The 16,746-nt window shown below is 59.3% G+C and carries 18 protein-coding genes and 1 pseudogene; 12 read left to right on the top strand and 7 right to left on the bottom strand.

Features of this window, described 5'->3' with window-relative positions; all coding sequences use genetic code 11:
• The 3 genes from VJV58_RS03435 to VJV58_RS03425 all read left to right on the top strand — a co-directional run.
• The coding region (locus VJV58_RS03435) for a hypothetical protein (protein WP_324135943.1) at positions 1 to 244 on the top strand (244 nt) is incomplete at its 5' end.
• Positions 245 to 256: 12 nt separating this feature from the next.
• Positions 257 to 1,480 carry a surface lipoprotein assembly modifier gene (locus VJV58_RS03430; RefSeq protein ID WP_324135942.1) on the top strand — a complete coding sequence of 408 codons (1,224 nt, stop codon included), beginning with the start codon at positions 257 to 259 and terminating at the stop codon, positions 1,478 to 1,480.
• Positions 1,481 to 1,622: 142 nt separating this feature from the next.
• Positions 1,623 to 3,377 carry a TIR domain-containing protein gene (locus VJV58_RS03425; RefSeq protein ID WP_324135941.1) on the top strand — a complete coding sequence of 585 codons (1,755 nt, stop codon included), beginning with the start codon at positions 1,623 to 1,625 and terminating at the stop codon, positions 3,375 to 3,377.
• A gap of 43 nt (positions 3,378 to 3,420) precedes the next feature.
• Here VJV58_RS03425 and VJV58_RS03420 read toward each other — a convergent pair whose 3' ends face one another.
• Positions 3,421 to 5,391: a TIR domain-containing protein gene (locus tag VJV58_RS03420; protein WP_324135940.1), complete on the bottom strand. Its 1,971-nt coding sequence runs from the start codon at positions 5,389 to 5,391 to the stop codon at positions 3,421 to 3,423.
• Between the two features lie 202 nt (positions 5,392 to 5,593).
• Between VJV58_RS03420 and VJV58_RS03415 the strand changes: the two genes are divergently transcribed.
• Positions 5,594 to 5,791 (top strand): hypothetical protein, encoded by a 198-nt coding sequence (locus VJV58_RS03415; RefSeq protein ID WP_324135939.1) that lies wholly within the window; start codon positions 5,594 to 5,596, stop codon positions 5,789 to 5,791.
• 82 nt (positions 5,792 to 5,873) lie between these two features.
• On the opposite strand, the gene VJV58_RS03410 is transcribed toward VJV58_RS03415, so the two are convergent.
• Positions 5,874 to 6,083 (bottom strand): cold-shock protein, encoded by a 210-nt coding sequence (locus VJV58_RS03410; protein WP_324135938.1) that lies wholly within the window; start codon positions 6,081 to 6,083, stop codon positions 5,874 to 5,876.
• 461 nt (positions 6,084 to 6,544) lie between these two features.
• Between VJV58_RS03410 and VJV58_RS03405 the strand changes: the two genes are divergently transcribed.
• Positions 6,545 to 6,697 carry a hypothetical protein gene (locus VJV58_RS03405; RefSeq protein WP_324135937.1) on the top strand — a complete coding sequence of 51 codons (153 nt, stop codon included), beginning with the start codon at positions 6,545 to 6,547 and terminating at the stop codon, positions 6,695 to 6,697.
• The gene (locus VJV58_RS03400; RefSeq protein WP_324135936.1) at positions 6,694 to 6,918 is read left to right on the top strand and encodes a hypothetical protein; all 225 of its coding nucleotides are present in this window, start codon (positions 6,694 to 6,696) and stop codon (positions 6,916 to 6,918) included. The genes VJV58_RS03405 and VJV58_RS03400 overlap by 4 nt, the downstream gene beginning before the upstream one ends.
• An 875-nt stretch (positions 6,919 to 7,793) precedes the next feature.
• On the opposite strand, the gene VJV58_RS03395 is transcribed toward VJV58_RS03400, so the two are convergent.
• On the bottom strand, positions 7,794 to 8,045 hold the full coding sequence (locus VJV58_RS03395) for a DUF6894 family protein (RefSeq protein WP_324135935.1): 252 nt from the start codon (positions 8,043 to 8,045) through the stop codon (positions 7,794 to 7,796).
• Between the two features lie 400 nt (positions 8,046 to 8,445).
• Between VJV58_RS03395 and VJV58_RS03390 the strand changes: the two genes are divergently transcribed.
• The 4 genes from VJV58_RS03390 (at position 8,446) to VJV58_RS03375 (ending at position 12,629) form a co-directional block, all read left to right on the top strand.
• Entirely contained in the window at positions 8,446 to 10,182 is a 1,737-nt protein-coding gene (locus tag VJV58_RS03390; RefSeq protein ID WP_324135934.1) for a TIR domain-containing protein, read from the top strand.
• Positions 10,183 to 10,347: 165 nt separating this feature from the next.
• Positions 10,348 to 11,052: an alpha/beta hydrolase gene (locus VJV58_RS03385; RefSeq protein WP_414641390.1), complete on the top strand. Its 705-nt coding sequence runs from the start codon at positions 10,348 to 10,350 to the stop codon at positions 11,050 to 11,052.
• A gap of 233 nt (positions 11,053 to 11,285) precedes the next feature.
• Complete coding sequence (locus tag VJV58_RS03380; protein WP_324135933.1) at positions 11,286 to 11,741, top strand: hypothetical protein; 456 nt, start codon at positions 11,286 to 11,288, stop codon at positions 11,739 to 11,741.
• 159 nt (positions 11,742 to 11,900) lie between these two features.
• Positions 11,901 to 12,629, top strand: coding sequence for a hypothetical protein (locus VJV58_RS03375; protein WP_324135932.1), 729 nt, complete (start codon positions 11,901 to 11,903; stop codon positions 12,627 to 12,629).
• A 42-nt stretch (positions 12,630 to 12,671) separates the two neighbouring features.
• On the opposite strand, the gene VJV58_RS03370 is transcribed toward VJV58_RS03375, so the two are convergent.
• The 4 genes and pseudogenes from VJV58_RS03370 to VJV58_RS22345 form a co-directional block, all read right to left on the bottom strand.
• On the bottom strand, positions 12,672 to 13,469 hold the full coding sequence (locus VJV58_RS03370) for an alpha/beta hydrolase (protein WP_324135931.1): 798 nt from the start codon (positions 13,467 to 13,469) through the stop codon (positions 12,672 to 12,674).
• Positions 13,470 to 13,509: 40 nt separating this feature from the next.
• Positions 13,510 to 13,776, bottom strand: coding sequence for a DUF6894 family protein (locus tag VJV58_RS03365; RefSeq protein WP_324135930.1), 267 nt, complete (start codon positions 13,774 to 13,776; stop codon positions 13,510 to 13,512).
• A 268-nt stretch (positions 13,777 to 14,044) separates the two neighbouring features.
• Complete coding sequence (locus VJV58_RS03360; protein ID WP_324135929.1) at positions 14,045 to 15,070, bottom strand: hypothetical protein; 1,026 nt, start codon at positions 15,068 to 15,070, stop codon at positions 14,045 to 14,047.
• Positions 15,071 to 15,298: 228 nt separating this feature from the next.
• Positions 15,299 to 15,601: pseudogene (locus VJV58_RS22345) on the bottom strand (winged helix-turn-helix domain-containing protein); the annotation flags it as partial.
• A 209-nt stretch (positions 15,602 to 15,810) separates the two neighbouring features.
• Between VJV58_RS22345 and VJV58_RS03355 the strand changes: the two are divergent.
• Together VJV58_RS03355 and VJV58_RS03350 are read left to right on the top strand one after the other, a co-directional pair.
• Positions 15,811 to 16,119 (top strand): UrcA family protein, encoded by a 309-nt coding sequence (locus VJV58_RS03355; RefSeq protein WP_324135928.1) that lies wholly within the window; start codon positions 15,811 to 15,813, stop codon positions 16,117 to 16,119.
• Between the two features lie 294 nt (positions 16,120 to 16,413).
• Positions 16,414 to 16,716 (top strand): hypothetical protein, encoded by a 303-nt coding sequence (locus VJV58_RS03350; RefSeq protein ID WP_324135927.1) that lies wholly within the window; start codon positions 16,414 to 16,416, stop codon positions 16,714 to 16,716.
• Positions 16,717 to 16,746 lie beyond the last annotated feature (30 nt).

The raw sequence follows: 16,746 nt of genomic DNA, 5'->3' as shown, positions 1-16,746 counted from the left end.
CGTCAGCGGCAGTGCGCCGTTCGGCAACAGCGGCAGCTTCGATATACCCTTAGTTGGCACGGCGAGCGAGCACAGCTACAACGTGCCGACGCCGCCGCCCTTGGACCCGGTTACGGGTTCCTTGGACGGCGCCTTCTTCGGACCCAACGCCGAGCAGGTCGGCGGCACTTTCATTCTTCGCCGAGCGTCAGACCAAGCGCCGATGTACGGAGACGCCTTCGTCGGCCAGCAGCATCGTCCGTGATCCGAGCGTCCAATGCCGCGGCGCTTCCATTTCGGCTGGGTGCTTGGAGCATCCCTGTGCTGCGGCGCTTACCCCTCAGCCGCACCAGCGCAGCAGCAGGCCGAGTTCGACGTCGCGATCGAGCGCCAGTTCATCGACGGGATGAACAGCTTTGCGGCGCGGGATTATCGCTCGGCCGAGGCTACGTTCCGCCGGATCTTGGATAACAACCCCGCGCTACTACGCGTTCGTCTGGAGCTCGCCCGCACCTTGTTCATGGAGAAGAAGGACGAGCAGGCGGATTATCATTTCCGCCTGGCCGCCGGTGAGCATCCGACCTTGCCGGTGCTGCGCAATATCGTCCGCTTCCGCGAGGCGATCCGCGCCCGACGTTCGTGGCGCTTCAACTTCGATGTCGGCATAGCCCCCGACAGCAACATCAACTCGGCGACCGACAAGCAGAGCGTCGATATCTACGGTCTGCCGTTTCAGCTCGATCCCAGCGCTCGCGCGCGGTCGGGCACGGGCTCCTTCATTGGGGGGGATGCGTCAGTGCGGCTAAACCGCTTCGGGAAGATTCCGATCTATGTCGGCGCGTACGGCCGGTGGCTGCGTTATCCCGACCATGATTTCGATGACGCTTATGCTGGGGTTGAAGCGGGACCGGAGTTTCATCTTGGCGGAGGAACGTTGCGCGCAACCGCTACGGGACTGATTCGGTGGTACGGCCGCCGACCGCTCGTCAAAAGCTTTGGCGGACATTTCGACTACGAAAAGCTGGTCGGAGATCGATGGACGCTCGGCGGCGCGCTGTTCGTCCGCCACAATGATTACGCGCGTCGCCGCGACGTTGATGGGTGGGACGTGGAAGCGAGGGCATCTGCCAATCGACCGCTCAGTCCTACTACGCTCGGCTTCAGTTATGCGACCGTCGAGCGCAGCAAGGCGAACGACCCTGGACAGGCCTTCTGGCGAGAAAGAGTGGGTGTCGGGATCCTCAAAGAGATTGGCTGGGGACTGCGCCCGCAAATCGAGGTCGATATCGCGCGAGAGGTGAATGACGGTAAGCTCGCGCCGTTCGGCAAGCAGCGCCGCGACTGGTACGCAGAGGGTTCGTTCAGCATCTACAAGCGCGACTGGAACTTCGGCGGTTTCGCGCCCTCGCTGAGCATCACCATGACGCGCAACTACTCGACCCTTTCGCTCTATGAGGAGAAACGCCTTCGCGGTGAACTGCGCATCACCAAGGCCTTTTAGATCGCCTGATTAAGAAGGGCCGTCGCAATCACTAATGGCAGCTTTCCACCCAAAGCCGCCATTGCGGCTACTGCGTTGCGTGCGACGCACTTCATGACTCTCTGTCGCAGCTTTGGTAGCTTCCGCCCAAAAGGGTGCCTGAATGACGGACGTATTCGTCTCGTATGCGCGGGCCGACGAGCGGCAGGCTGAACGTATTACCCATGCGTTGCGCGAGAACGGTCACAAGGTATGGCGGGACGACGATCTTCCAGCCCACCGTCCTTACACTGACGTCATCGAGGAGCGGCTGCGGTCCGCCAAGGCCGTGGTCGTTCTCTGGTCCGCAGACGCGTCAAAGTCGCAGTGGGTCCGCTCGGAGGCCAATTTGGCGCGCTCAGCCGGCACGCTCGTCCAAGCGGTTATCGATGCCTCAATGCCGCCGCTGCCGTTCGACCAAATCCAATGTGCGAACCTCGACGGATGGACCGGGGATGTGAATTCACCCGCCTGGCGCAAGCTCGTTGCAAGTGTTGCTGAGCTGACGGGCGTCGTGAATATCGAACCGTTACCGCCGCGCGAGCGAAGCGGCGCACCAGCCGTCTGCGTGCTGCCGTTCCAGAACATGAGTGGCGACCCCGAACAGGAATATTTCAGCGACGGAATCAGCGAGGATATCACCACCGACCTGTCGAAGATTTCGGCACTCGAGGTGATCGCACGAAACTCCGCGTTCCAATACAAAGGCCAGTCAATTGATGTCGTTGAACTTGCTCGAAAGCTCGGCGTCACTCATGTGGTTGAGGGAAGCGTCCGCAAGGCAGGAGGGCGCGTCCGGATCACCGCCCAATTGATCGATGGCAAGACTGGAGCTCACGTGTGGGCCGAGCGCTTTGATCGGGACCTCACAGACATCTTCCTAATCCAGGACGAGATTTCCAATGCGATTGTTGCAGCCCTGAAGCTTCGTCTGCTCCCGGAAGAAAAAAAGGCGATAGAGCAGCGGGGGACGAACAGTGTCGAAGCGTACAATCTCTATCTGATGGCCAAAGGCTATTGGGTGACCGGGAATTGGGGAGACGTGCGCCAAGCCGAACTCGTTGCACGCGTATGTCAGCGAGCAATCGACATCGATGAAAACTATGCCAAGGCCTGGGGGCTGCTCGCGATCGTAGAATGCATCTTGCACTTCGTTCATCAACGGCAGGGGGCAGACGGGCTCGCCGCTGCCGAACGTGCGCTCTCGCTCGATTCAAGGCTCGCGGAGGCCTGGGTAGTGAAAGCGCGCCATTTGCACGAGCTAGGGCGGTTCGAAGAGGCTAATGAATTGCTCGAGCAAGCGGTGAAGCTCGGTCCAGAATCGTGGGAAGTGCATCACGAGGCGGGCACAATCCTGTATTTCGAACGGCGCTACAAGGAAGCGGCGCGGCACTTCGAGGCGGCAGTTACACTCGCTGAGACCGACTTTCATTCCTGGGGCATGCTTAGCTCGATCTATGAGGAGCTTGGCGACCAGGACGGTGTGCGCCGCGCGGCGCAAATGGCTATTTCGCATGCCGAGCGCGTGGTCGCCAAAGACCCGACGAACGGGGCTGCGCTCGCAATGGGAGCTACGGGGCTCGCAATCCTCGGGGAGAGGCAACGGTTTCAGGAATGGAGCGATCGCGCGCAGCTTGTCGATCCGGACAACATGATCATGCAGTATAATTTGGCCTGCGCCATGGCACGCCGGTTCGAAGATTGTGACGGCGCCCTGGACCTCCTCGAGCGGCGTCTCAACAATGTCCCGCCGACGCTCTTCAGGGCAATTCTGAACGATCCGGATCTCGAGCGACTTAGGGACTTGCGGCGGTTCAAAGCAATGATCGAGAAAGCGAAGCTTCGCTTGGGTGTCACTGAGAACGGCACTCGTTATTAACGCAAGTGGCAGCTTTCCACCCATTGCGGACATTAAATGAAACTCAAATCATCCGGCAGAATGAGGGCGCAACCTTCTCCGCACAAACATCTGGCTTGGTGTGCGTCGTTCGCCAGTATTTGACCAAGCCGAGGCGCTGCAGAACGCCGGGAATCGCCGGGTCGTCGAGCACGTGACGCATACTGTGATACCAGAGCAGCGAAGGCCAATCCCATCGCGAGCCTATGCCCTCCACGAACACCTGCAGGGCGTCGCGGTTCGCGCCGAGCGCCGCAAGCGTCCGTAGCACCAGATAATTTTTCTGATCGTCAGGAAGCGAGAGCAAAGCCTTTACAGCCTGCGCCTTCTGCCCTGCCTCAGTTGATATCATCGCGCGATAAGCCGTAGCGACCGCGGCTCGCTGCTTGTCCGCCAGCGGCAATTTGGGATTACTAATGGCTTTGAGACCAGCGGAATAATTGCCGTTCTCGGTCGCATCGACGGCCGCCATCGTGTCAGCCAGCATGGGGTCGGGATTGAGTTCCACGGTTGCGGCGTAGTGGGCTTTGGCCTCCTCGGGCTTGCCCGAAACACTCAGCGAGTCCGCCAACGCAAATTCCGAGATGTTGTCAAGCGAGAGCATCTCGATGGCATGTCGGAATTCGCTCGTCGCATCGGCGTAGCGGCCAGCGTTCTCAAGAAGGAAGCCATAAACCAAATGCTCGCAGCCGCAGTCGAGCGGTCTCGCAGCAAAAGCCCGTTTCAGGAGCTTTTCCTGCCCGACGCGGTCGTTGGCATCGATCATCAGCGCCTTCTGCGACATCGCGAAGCTATTTCGTGGATCCAGTGCGAGAGCCCTATCCACGGCCTGGAGTCCGATTTGCCGCAGTTCCTCGCGACGGGGGCCGAGAGGATTCGAATACATGTTTTGCACAGCGGCATCGGCGACGGCCGACCATCCCCACGAAAAGTCGGGGGCAGCAGCGACGACCTTGCGGGCAAAGTTCAGCCCCTTGCCGGGGTCCGTCGGGAACACCGCGGTCGTCAGGCAATATTGCAAATAGTCGCTGAGCACTTGGTCCGGCAGCGACTTCGGATAGGTTGAAGCACCGAACAAGCCGCAACGGGCCATCAAGGCCGACTGGATCGCGATGCGCCGCGGTACGCGGGCGAGCTGGGTTGCCTCATAGTCATTGCTGCTCGACCATAATGTTGCGCCCGACCGCTCGTTGATGAGCCGGGTGATGACCCTAATCTTCTCGCCATCGCGGCGGATGGTTCCACCCAGTGCATAAGCAGGCGCGGTGCCAGCAGGGGGACCGAGAGCGGTCGACACGCCGACGACGCCTTGATCGCCGAAGGCGGCGCCAATCTCTTCACGCACCGTGTCGGGCAGCGAGGCCGGCAAGTCGCGCGATAGGCGCTGAAAGCCGGTCAGGCGCACGACCATACTGTGAGCCGCGAGAGGGACGGGCCGGAACATCACCCACGCGCCGGCGCCTAGAATGAGAACGACCGCGGCTGCAACCGCGATCACCCAAGGCCGTCCAATTGCCTCGGATCGGCGGCGATGTGATGTTTCTGTTACAGGCTGAGCAACGCTCTCGGTCGTCGATTTCAATCGGCCGGCGAGCGCGTCGATCGACCTGTCCCAACCGTGAAAGGCATCGATCCACTGACGCGTCGATAGTTCGTAGGCGAAGGCGTCGCTGGGCTCGACGTCTTCTATCCGCAGCGCCATGACCGGGATGTGGTAGCGACTGGCTAACGACAGCTCTTTCTTGATCTCGTCGCTGTTGTTGGCCGCCTCGGAGAATACGAGGACCATTGCGCGGGAGCCTCGTAGCGCGCGCACGATCGCTTCCTGGTAATTCTCGCCCGGTGCGACGTCGCGCGTCGAGATCCAACACTTCGTCCCGCGCCGCTCGAGCGCCTTGCAAACAGCCAGCGCCTGCTTGCGATCGGCGGTCGAATAGCTAACGAATACGGGACGCGGCGCACGTCCGTCTGCAGTAGTCGCTTGGCCCGGATCCACGGCAAAGCCCCCGCCGGTTGAGGCAGATTCCTAAAAGCCATCACGGCGGATGCCAAGTGGGCCGAGTGCTATCAAGGCGGCGCTCATCCTTATGGCAGCATTCCACCCATTGTAGACTTAAGCCGAGCGTCCGCTCTCGACCCATTCTGCCATTAGCTCCTAGCATTGCGCTCCTGTATGCTTAGCCGCGCATGGAGACGATATGGACAAAACGGAAGCGCGAGCTGAGCGCGCGAGGCTGCAGAAATTGCTGGATGCCTACGACGCTGACCGCCTGACCCGGCAAGGCGAGAACGAGAGACGCGAGCGAACGCGAAACGCAATGCCTGATCGAGCCGGCAATGTTCGGGCCAGAATCGCGCGTCTCGACCAAGTCATAGCCAAGATCGACGACGCTTAGCTGTTGGAGATCAGCGGGAAATATTGGGACATTGTGGCCTGTGGTTATGGCGGGAGCCGAAGCTCCCGCCTGCCCCAACGGGTTAGAGCGTCTGCAGATTAAGCGCGCAAGGTTGTCGGTCCTTGTCCTGCCCAACGTCATAGGACAGTCGCTGGCCGACCGTCGGTTCACTCTTGTCGCCCCAGGCAATGGCACTGCGTTCGAAGCGAAGATCGTTGCCGGGGGTTTCCGGCTTGATCTCGCCGTGTCCGGTGGCGCTGTCGAACGTCTTGATGGTTCCAAAATATTTCATGGGTGAATTCCTCTGCTTGCAGGCGCCGGGATTTGCCGCGCTGCCGCTAGGAGACGATAAGAAGGAGGAAGGTGCGGCTTAGCGCCTAGAACCGTCGATCGCGGCTGGTAGCCATACACACATAGGGCATCGAAGTTTAGATGCAACAATGGCCCGGTGTAATATTTATCGTAATCGGAATAAAAATCGGGTTCTACTTTTTCGTGCGACGGGAGCGCGGAAAGAGCGCATAGTGATTTCTTGGTTTCATTTAAGGCGAGGACATCGAAATGTTACTTGCGGGCAGACTGGATTAGGGTGACGCTACCCCCTCGTCCTCACCATCGGCGTCGTCGGCGCCGCGTTGGCATTTGCATTCGCCCGCTAGGTCACGGTGCCAAACCGGCGAACAGGGCTCCGGACTAACATCGGTATTTCATCGCTATCCCCCAGCTGAAGCGCCAATTGCACAAGGAGTTCACATGTCCGAACATCCGGATGATAAGGTCGAGCAGGCGGAGTTGGACCGATACGAAATCAAGCGGGTTCCAGCAGACGTGTTTCTTTGGGGTGGCTACCGCTACTCAAGCGCTCGCGACGCTGTCGCCGCTGCTAAGCGGAACGCCAAACCGTGAGCCGGGTAATCCTGCTCTCAATGAGCGAAAGAGAGGTCAAAGCGCAGTGTCTCGAGGCCAAGGTCGGGCTTTCTTCACTCGAACGGCTGGTGAGCGGCGGAGTTCGCCTCGTATGCATGAGCACCAGTGGCGCTGCGCTGATCCGTCAGAAACTAGGATCCTCGATCATTGAGGGCCGTGCGGTCCGAGAGCGGTATCGCCCGGCGACGCCGCTGTGGTGAATGTGCGTCGGGGAACTCTTGCCTCGTAACAATTAAGAGTCGCCAGCGGAGTCAGAGGGGATCATGGTGCCGATCAGGCTACAAGGCCCAATACAGAACGGAGCCTGCCGCCAACTCATCGGCGCGTTAGCCCGTCAAAGTCGCAGCAGTCGTTAGCTAAGGACGCCTTTCCACCCAAAGCTGACATAGCGGAGGGTGTCTTGACGATGCCCGCGATGGAACGGACGCTCGTGCAATGAGAATCTCGGCGTGCGCTTCGTTGAAGCTGATCAGCGCTGTCGCCTGGCTGGCGACGGTCGGAAGCTTTCTGCTCTACAATTTCTTCGTTCGCTCGAAGGGTCTCGGGCAACCGCCTTGCGGCACAGATGCCGTCAGCATTGTTTGGCGCTCGACCCGATTTTGTGCCACGCCAGGTGACGCCCGATTGTGGCAATTAAACTACGAGTTCCTTCGGCTCGCCCCGATCTGTGCTGCCGTTCTCACCGCATTAGCGGTGGCATGTCAGCACCAGGTGGCGTCGCGTCGGTCCGGCGAACAACGGAACCGCTAAGGCAGCTTTCCACCATTGCTGACGTTTTCCATCCTTGGCAGAGCTTTGGTTGCGTAGCGATCAGCTGGGTATCGACGGCATGAATCTGTATCAGGGTGCTCGAAAAGACCAGGCGGCTCGCGCAGTCATTGTTAGACGGCTACGCCGCCGGCGCGAACTAGCAGACATTCGTGGTAGCTAGGCGACAACCGTTCGCTCATGTCCGCTTTCCACCCATCGCAGACGTTAGCGCGAAACTCGATTGCCGAGTATGAGGGCTCACGGCCTTGAGGCGGATATAAAGTGAGGCGCGCTGAGAAGAGCGGTTGAAAAAGGAATCGGAAGGCTAAGCCTGAGCGCGAATAGCGGGAGCTTCAATCCCGACCACCCGTATGCTAAACAGGATCAGCCCACTTTCCTCGGTCACGGTCAGGTCGAAATCGGCGTCGTCCCAGAAGTGCTCGGCCGTATCGGCGAGGAGCTGGCCTGCATATTGGACCGCCTCGGACTTGGCCTCGTGGATGGTGGCAAACTCCAGCCCTTCATCCTGTATGCTCCGCTCAGCGGGATTGTTGGTATGGAAGAAGCAACGGGGCATGCTGCCCCCTTTCTAGGCCGGGCTGTCTTCCAACAGAAAGACGCCCCGCTCGGGCGTGAACCCGCTCAGAACTAGCTTGTTCCTGAGGTTGGATGTGGGCCACATCCCTTTTTGGCTCCGTGAATGTCTGCTCTCCACCCCGGAATAGACAGTCGTCCTAAGACGCAAACGGCTCGGAAATGCATACCGAGCCCTTCGTTGCGCGCCTGGTGCGTTAAGGATCAGTGCGATGTTCCAAGTCCCACAAACACCTTAGCACAAACCAGTCCGACCTCTTTGGGGAATGCCCGCTTTCCACCCATTCAAGACATTAGCGGCTTAGGTCTGCTTCCGACCCATTGCAGACATTACCCGTATCGGCGATGCTTTCGAGCGACATAGGCCTGCAGGAGCACTCTGCTTGGCGCTAATATTCTTGAGTTACGCCCGCGAAGACAGCGACCGCGCACAGCAACTCGCGGAAGCGCTCGGCGTCTCCGGTCATTCCGTTTGGTGGGACCATCACATCCATGGCGGTTCCCGCTTTGTGGATGAAATTGCTCGCGCGCTGAGCGACTGTGACACTGTGCTGGTACTGTGGTCGCCGGCTTCGGTCGCATCGAGCTGGGTGCTCGATGAGGCCGCCGAGGGGCGCGAGTCCGGCAAGCTCGTCCCCGCGCTAATCGAGAAGTGCAAACCCCCGCTTGGATATCGCCAGTTCCAGACCGTCGATCTCGTCGAGTGGCGCAAAGGTTCGCCTGCTCCTAGTCAGCTGGTCGAGGCAATCGTGCGGATGTCCGGTGAACTCAGTGAGCCGCGCCCCACAATCGACCGCCGGATCGACTCGACGACGTCGGTGTGCGTGCTTCCGTTTGCAAACATGAGTGGCGATCCGGAGCAGGAATATTTCAGCGACGGCATCACTGAAGACATCACTACCGATTTGTCGAAGGTCTCTGCGCTGGCGGTGACCGCGCGGAATACTGCTTTTACCTTCAAAGGCCGTTCCGTGAACGTCCGCGACGTCGCGCGCGAGCTGGACGTCAGTCACGTCGTTGAGGGGAGCGTCCGCAAGTGCGGCAATCGCGTGCGGATCAGCGCGCAGCTAATCGACGGTCGAAGCGGAGACCACATCTGGGCCGAACGGTACGACAGGGAGCTCACGGACATCTTCGCAATTCAGGATGAGCTTTCGCGCGCAATCGTCGATGCGTTGCAGATACGGCTCCGTCCTGAAGAGAAGAAAGCGATCCAATATCGCGGCACGGCGAACGTCGACGCTTACAACCTCTACCTGATGGCGAGGCAGCAATGGGTCAGCGGCGCTTACGGCGACTACAGGCGAGACGAAGCCGTTGTCCGCATCTGCCAACAGGCAATCGCTCTCGACGCGAAGTATGCCGAGGCGTGGGCTCTGATGTCCCTCGCGCAATCCGAGCTCAAGATCTGGCGAGGAATGGACACTAATGCCTTGCCAGCCGCCGAGCGCGCGCTCGAACTGAAGCCCGACCTCGCGGAACCTTATTGCGTCAAGGCCCGGGCTCTCGAAGAAGAAGGCGATGACAAGCAGGCAAATGAATGCATCGCGCGAGCTCTGGAATTGAGCGCCGACTCTTGGGAGGTCAATCGCGAGGCCGCGCGCATGATGTACCGGCAAGGGCATCTCACCGACGCGGCGCGCTATTTCGAGAAAGCCGCGTCGCTTGCGGACAGCGACTGTCACAATATTTCCATGGCAGTTTGCTGCTATAATGCTCTACACGAAACCGAGCAGCTCGAGCGCGCAGCGCGCCTGACCATCCAGCGTTCGGAGCGCGCAGTTGCACGTGATCCCACAAACGCTTCAACGCTGACTTTCGGTGCCATCGCGCTCGCCGTCCTGGGCGAGCACGACCGAGCAAAGGACTGGGTCCGACGCGCCCTCCTGATCGATCCTGACAACCTTGACGTTCGCTACAATTCAGCATGTCTGCTGGCCAGTCATCTAGATGACGCGGAGGGCGCGCTCGATCTGCTGCAGCCGTTTTTCGACCGAGTTCGAAGCAAGAACCACATCAAACACCTTGAAGCCGACCCGGATCTGGAGCCGATCCGCACGAATCCGCGCTTCAACGAAATGCTCGGAGCGGCGAAGCTGCGGCTGCGGCCAGACCGCTGACGTGAGACAGGTCGGCTCCGCTTTGCGCCCGATGTCGCGCCGAGGATACTAACGTCCGCTTTCCGCCCATTGCAGACATGGCATCTCAGCGGTCGTAAGGGGAGACTGTGGACGTCGGAGCCTAATTGTGTCGTGAGAGTCGTCACTCGCAGGATATTTTACGGGTTGATTGTGCTGGGCAGCTCTCCGTTCTGCGCTTCACCTGCCGCACCACCAGATGTCGCGGGACACACCATCGAGCTGTTCGATTCCAATCATGGCAGACGGATCCCCGCGCGGATGTATCACCCTGGACCGCGGCGGCCGCTTGCGCTCGTTCTTCCTGGTGTTGGCGCGAGGCCCGGAGATTACAGCAGCATAGCAGGCTACCTGGCTAAAAAAGGATTTGCGGTTGCTGAACTTCAGCTGGAATTGCCCGGCGACCCGCCGATACCAAATGCCGCGGACGTAGCCGCGCTGCGGCGGCCTGAGCTGACGGTAAACGTCGAAAGTGTCCGGTACTTCGTCTCGAAGGTTCGCGAGCTGCGCTACGCAAATACCAACTCACCGGCCGTGCTCGTGGGACACTCGAACGGCGGTGACGTCGCTATGTTGTACGGGTCTCAGCACCCTAGTCAGGTGAGGGCAATCTTTTCATTGGACAATCTTCGAGTACCGATTCCGCGGGTTAGCCGGCCGCACATCTGCTCCATCAGGTCTAACAATCAGAAAGCCGACAAAGGAGTCGTTCCAAGCCCCGCCCAAGCCAGAGCCTTCAACATGCGCATTGAGCAGACGAGAATTCGCCACGAAGACATGTGGAACGCCGCATCCGAGCGCGAGCAGAAATTGATCACGGCCGCGCTGGACAGCTGTTTGAGCGATAAATGAAAAATCGCGGAGGCCGCCCCAGAGGCGATGATGCGAGCGGCCTCTGTAGGCTCGCCTCAGCAGCGCCACGTATTTGCGGGGGACTCGGCCACCCTCCGGTTTCCACCCACTCCCGCCATTAACACCTTGGCTCGGTCAAAGTGGATTTTCTAGCGGTTTACTTTTCGTTAGGCGCGACTCCATGCAACGTGCTCTGGTGGGCGCGGTCGAATTACCGGCCTGAGGGGTATCTGATGAAGAACCTGGTCCTGGGTGCCGCTGGCGCCCTCGCAGTCGCGTGCGCGTATGCTCCAGTCACAGCCGAGCCTTACGTCGATTACACACCGCAAAAGGGCTACTGGACGATCAATGCCATTGAGGTCGATCCAAACCACGTCGATGATTATCTGACCGGCCTACGCAGCTCGCAGGTGTCCGCGTTCGAAGTACTCAAGCGGCGCGGTCTCATCGATGACTATAAATTCATGGTGAGAACGGGCTACGTGAAGGGGTCGCCGAACGTGTTGATCATGACTCACGTGCCGAACACAGGGCTCGACGATCCTGATCAAGCGCGCGATCAAGCCGTGGAGAAGGAAATCTACTCCGTCTTCAGTAAGCAGAAGGGCGATGAAGCCGTGCGCGGATACGAGAAGTATCGGACGTTTATCGACAACGGGAATTGGCAGACGATGACGATGAGTAAGTGATCTGGTTCGAGGATCACGGAACAAGGACGGGCGCCACACGGCGCCCGTTTTCTTTTTGAGCGAATGTCACCTTTCCACCCATTGCATTGCGGACATTCGATTTTAGCGTACTCCTCCTGAGATCAGCGCCGCTTTGCTGACTGTTTTGGTGTCTTACGCATGCACGTTCATGTCCCGAAAGTGCTCCATAAGTGGCGAGAGATCGCCGGCGAGATCGCGATTATCGTGGTGGGCGTGCTGATCGCGCTATTTCTCGAGCAAATGGTCGAAGCTTGGCACTGGCGCCAGAAGGTTGCCGCCTCCGAGGCGGCGATCCGGCGCGAAGTGCTGTGGGACGACGGCCCTGAAATTTACGAGCGCGCGGCGATGCACCCCTGCGTGGTCGCTAGGCTGGACGCAATCCGTACCGCGGTTGAAACAGGCAAGAGCCGGCAGGATATCGGCTCTGCCATCGACGGCTATTGGATGGAGACAGTGACTTTCGACAGTCTGGCGCACGACGCCGCGAACACTTCCGATGTGGCGACTCACATGCCGCAGGCGCAACTCGATCTCTACAACACCCCTTACTATCTCATACCGCTGATGGACCGTACGCACGCTCAGGAGATGGCGGATTGGCCACGGTTACGAGCGCTCAAGCGGACGGGTGGTCCATTATCGGAAGCCGAATCGAGTCAACTCCTGCTTGCTGTCGAAGTGCTACGCAATGACGAACGAATGATGTGGGTCGCGTCCAAGTTGGTGATGCCAACGATGCGCGCGCTAGGTGGCGAGCTTGATCCGGCGCGCACACAGATGTTCATGGCCAGCGCGCGCCGGCACTACGGAGCGTGCGTGAAAGATTTGCCGCTAAACTTCCCAGACAATCTGCCCCACGGCGGATGAACAAGGTCCGCTTTTGACGCATTGCGGACATTAGATATTCGGTCAGTTGCGCAAGAAGTTTTCGACTTCCCTGACAAATGTTGATTCCTCGGCACCCGCCGTCGGGGAATGGCTACCACCGGGGACAATCCATAGCTCGGCGTGAGGAATTGACTGGTACATGGCCACCGGGATCGAAACCGGGAAGAACTGATCTCGGTCTCCATGAATGATCAGCGTCGGAGCGTTTATTTTTGCTAGATCGGCCGGCTTGAAGTTCATATCGTCATAATTGTCGCCAAACGCGCGGAACTGGGCCACGAGCGAACGTACCTGATCGTCTCCCCGGCTCGCGCAGCGCCGGTACATCTGCAGTATTGGCGGCGGTGTTGTCTCGATAGTGGTGGACTTCAGTATGGCCCTGGCCTGGTCCGGAAAGTGTGTGGTCGCGCTGACCAACACCATCTTGGAAACGCGGTCGGGCGATTTTGTGGCGAGGTGAAGGAGCGTCATTGCGCCGCTGCTGAACCCGACAGCGCGAACCCGCTTGATAGCCAAAACGTCGAGTAGCGCCCGAACATCGTCGGCCGACTGCGCGTGGGTGAACTTGCCAGACGGATTGGTAGATTGGCCATGCCCCCGCATATCCACCAATATAAGGCGGTAATGCTGAGCCAATTGCGTGGCGACGCCGTCCCAATTGGCTGCGCAGCCACCGAACCCATGCAGTAGAAGTAGCGGCTCGCCGGCTCCTTCGACCGTGTAGTGCAACTCTATTCCGTTGACCTTGGCGGTTTCCGCAATTGCAGAAACGGGCGTCAATGCCAACAGGGCGAAGGCAAGCAAAGCAGATGTTCGCATGGTGTTTCTCCCCCTCTACGCCACATAAGATCGCTTAGGCCTAGGGCAGCGGAACAACCTTAGGCTTACGTAGACCCGCTGCCGGTGAGTGGGCAGCCATGAACATCAGCGTGAAAAGAGTGAGTCCGTCGCCGTCGGTTACGTCCATGGTCCATTCGTCACCGGTCCAAAATCGGGCGGCTTCTTCCGCGAGTAATTTACCGATGCGTTGGACAGCTTCGATGCGAGCAGCTTCGAGAGTGGCACAATGGGTTCCCAGAGTATCTGGGTACGCCCTGCCGTCGTGCATGTTGAAATGATAAATCACGGCTTGCTCCGCAGTAGGCGGGAGCAAGTGCGCTCTCAGTCGTCAGAGCCTACCAAGAGTCCTTCTGGCGATCCCAAGTGCTTACGCCTCTTTCGCAGCGCTGTCGCGAAATCATTCAAGGTGGCGTGTCTAAGATGCGCGAGGCAGATTCCTGTGGCGCGGGATGTCAGGTTGCGACCCATTCCTGGCATTACGATGAGGGCAGATCTTCCGCTCTCCCGTTTCGACCGCCGCCCACGCACGGCGGCGCACCGTGCGTGACCGCCGTTCAAGTGCCGCTCGAAAGATAGTCCGGTCGAACGCGTGCATCGCTCCAGTACCGGGCCAACCGGAGCCGATCAACTATGGCAGCAAAGCGTCTGTCGGCTCTCGCACGGGCCATTGCAGGATTAAAAAGCCAAGCGGTCAGCCGATCATTGTGGGGGGTATAGGTTCCCTGGCTCGCACTGAACCGAATCTCTCCGCAGTCGAATCCGTCTGAGAAGAAGTATGCTCGCAAGACCGCGAAAGCATCGTCGATTCTGTTCAAGGCAACCAGGAACTGAACAGCATTTTCGGCGTAGCCGGCTCCCGCATGAGCCTTGCTCATCCATTCCCTTGCAACGGATTCCACCTCATTGACGCCCTGTGACTGGATAGCACGTGCGACACGAACCACGGCTTCGACTTCCGCTGGGTCGATGTTGGTGGGCCTTTGAGTGGTATCTGCCGCTAGGGCGAGCGCCTCTTCAGGTCGCCCGCTCAGCATCGGCACATAGAATCGCGTAAACCAGATGGCATAATGCGTTGGGAAGACGCGCGCAGCTTCGGAGAGAAGATTATCGAGGTCCTCCTCTTGGCCAACTGACCAGAGTAGCTGGGCTCGATTGTAATAGTTCGAGGGGATTGGCTGCGAAGGAGATAGTAGGGTCTCGTAGTGCAGAGCCTCCCTGTTACGACCAACCGCCGCTAAGAATCTTCCGAAGCTGAATGTGACCTCATAGGTGTGGGGCTTCTGCTGTGCAGATTGCTCAAGAGCGGAACCGACGCGGGACCAATTGCCGACAATCGGCCGAGCGAGTGCCAGGCCGGAACGGGCAATCGGATTGTCGCGATCAATGGACAGTGCTCGCTTGGCGGCGGAAACCGCCCGACCCTGAAGGACCTCCGCTTCGGAAGATTGGCGGTAGTGCGACGTCGATGCGTATGTCAGGGCAAGGAAACCCCACGCGTCAGCATCGCCGGCATCCTCCGTCACGATCTGTCGGAAAAGCGCAATCGCCTGGTTTTGTCCTTCGCGCGTGTCCTGCGCCATCGCAATGCGGGCTTGTTCGATTAATGCTGCGCTCGCGGCGCGAGCCCGCTGTTGAGTCCTTGTGGATTCCCACAACCACATACCGCCAATGAATGCTCCGGCGCCGACTGCAGCGCCGCCGAGCGTTAGTCCACGTCGCGAAATTCGGATCGGGTGTGGGGCGTCTCCACGAAGGTGGCGCGGCCGTTCCGCCATTCGAGCTGCGTCTAAAAGTCTAAGGCGGTAACCCACGCGCGTAATCGTATCCACGACGAACACGCCTTTACCGAGCCCCTCGGCTGTTCGCCGGAGACGGCCAAGCACGCGGTGGACCGCGTCATCACCCACAATCCTGCCGTTCCAGCACGCCTCGATGAGGTCGTCTCGCGAGACCACGTCGCCCTCAGCCTGGGCCAAGGCGACCAGAACCTGCATCACTCTGGGTTCTAAGACCTCGGTGCGTTCGCCGCGCGCGAGGGTCAGATTTGACGGACTGATACGAATGGGTCCGATGCTGAACTCGCTCTCATGGGCCAAAACGATCGCGCGCATCTAGATCCTCGCCCGAAGAGTAACACGCGCTGGATGCGGCGGAAACGCAGTCCACGGCTCAATTGTCGGAGTGCCGTCGCCAGATCAGTCACATATCGGTGTTTCATCGGCCTTTCATCGGCTCATCGACCTATCGGGCGAATGTCATTTAGCTGACCTTCTCCTGTCGGCGCGGCGGGAATGCCGGGTCAATTAAACAGGAGATAGAAATGCGACGTTCAAGCTGCATGCTCGCAAGTGTTGCCGCCATCATCGGAGGCGCCTCGCCTGCATTCGCCGATGAGTTCCGCTCAGCAGCTGTAGTGGCATCGCCTAGTGACTTCGCAACTGCGTCGTCGCGGGCAGGTCTGGATCAGCGGATAAATTCTGCGGCCGAAGAAGTCTGCGGTGTCAACGCTATGGCCGAAAATGAATCCTGGGGCAGCCTCAAACAATGCCGCGCGCAGGTCCGCGCCAGCATCTATGTCAAGCTTACCCGATTGCTTGATCACAAGAGTATGCAGCTGAGCGCCCGCTGATATGCGCCAAGCTGGAGTCTCACCCGCACAGGTCGGCTATGGCACCTTTCCACCCATTGCGAACATTAGGTCCGGCGGTAAAAACGAACAATGCGTCGGTCGGCCTCAGTTGGCATTTCGTCGATTTGCCCGCTTCTGCTTGTTTGGGCGTCACCGGCCTTTTCGGATCCTCCGGCTTCTTGCAGCAGCGGGAAGTTAGTTTCGGAAGACGCGCTCCAAGTGACACTCAGCCAGCGAAGCGTCGAAATTGTCAGGCTTGCTGAGCAAGGAAATGTAGAACGGCTTGGAGCCTTTGTGCCTGTCTCAGCGAAGTTCAACATGGGCACGCACGACGTAATCATGGAGATCGGCGAAGGCCCTGAAGGAGCGGTGGCATTTGCCAAGCGCCTGCAGGCTTCAGAATTTCAGTTTACGATGATGGACAGTGGGCCGCCGCCTCCCGTGAGCAATTGCAGCGAGCAGAAGGTAACTCTGCTGCTACTCCAGCCGCGGGGGCAGCACGCGTATGAGGCAACCTTCCAGTTCAAGGATGGGCAACTCACCGAGGCCTGGGCGCACGATACGTATCTCTTCAGCGGTAAGATCGGACAAAAATAAAGGGTGATCTAGAGTCCGCTTTCCACCCAT

The sequence above is a fragment of the Bradyrhizobium sp. genome, assembly GCF_035273305.1.
Lineage (GTDB): Bacteria > Pseudomonadota > Alphaproteobacteria > Rhizobiales > Xanthobacteraceae > Bradyrhizobium.
Note: the sequence above shows the minus strand (reverse complement) of the source record. Positions and strands in the feature narration are given on the sequence as shown.

What these genes read in the sequence shown, in the direction of transcription:
- VJV58_RS03430 (WP_324135942.1), top strand. Translation starts at nt 257, where the DNA reads ATGCCGCGGCGCTTCCATTTCGGCTGGGTGCTTGGAGCATCCCTGTGC.
- VJV58_RS03425 (WP_324135941.1), top strand. Translation starts at nt 1,623, where the DNA reads ATGACGGACGTATTCGTCTCGTATGCGCGGGCCGACGAGCGGCAGGCT.
- VJV58_RS03415 (WP_324135939.1), top strand. Translation starts at nt 5,594, where the DNA reads ATGGACAAAACGGAAGCGCGAGCTGAGCGCGCGAGGCTGCAGAAATTG.
- VJV58_RS03410 (WP_324135938.1), bottom strand. Translation starts at nt 6,083, where the DNA reads ATGAAATATTTTGGAACCATCAAGACGTTCGACAGCGCCACCGGACAC.
- VJV58_RS03405 (WP_324135937.1), top strand. Translation starts at nt 6,545, where the DNA reads ATGTCCGAACATCCGGATGATAAGGTCGAGCAGGCGGAGTTGGACCGA.
- VJV58_RS03395 (WP_324135935.1), bottom strand. Translation starts at nt 8,045, where the DNA reads ATGCCCCGTTGCTTCTTCCATACCAACAATCCCGCTGAGCGGAGCATA.
- VJV58_RS03380 (WP_324135933.1), top strand. Translation starts at nt 11,286, where the DNA reads ATGAAGAACCTGGTCCTGGGTGCCGCTGGCGCCCTCGCAGTCGCGTGC.
- VJV58_RS03375 (WP_324135932.1), top strand. Translation starts at nt 11,901, where the DNA reads ATGCACGTTCATGTCCCGAAAGTGCTCCATAAGTGGCGAGAGATCGCC.
- VJV58_RS03370 (WP_324135931.1), bottom strand. Translation starts at nt 13,469, where the DNA reads ATGCGAACATCTGCTTTGCTTGCCTTCGCCCTGTTGGCATTGACGCCC.
- VJV58_RS03360 (WP_324135929.1), bottom strand. Translation starts at nt 15,070, where the DNA reads ATGGCGCAGGACACGCGCGAAGGACAAAACCAGGCGATTGCGCTTTTC.
- VJV58_RS03355 (WP_324135928.1), top strand. Translation starts at nt 15,811, where the DNA reads ATGCGACGTTCAAGCTGCATGCTCGCAAGTGTTGCCGCCATCATCGGA.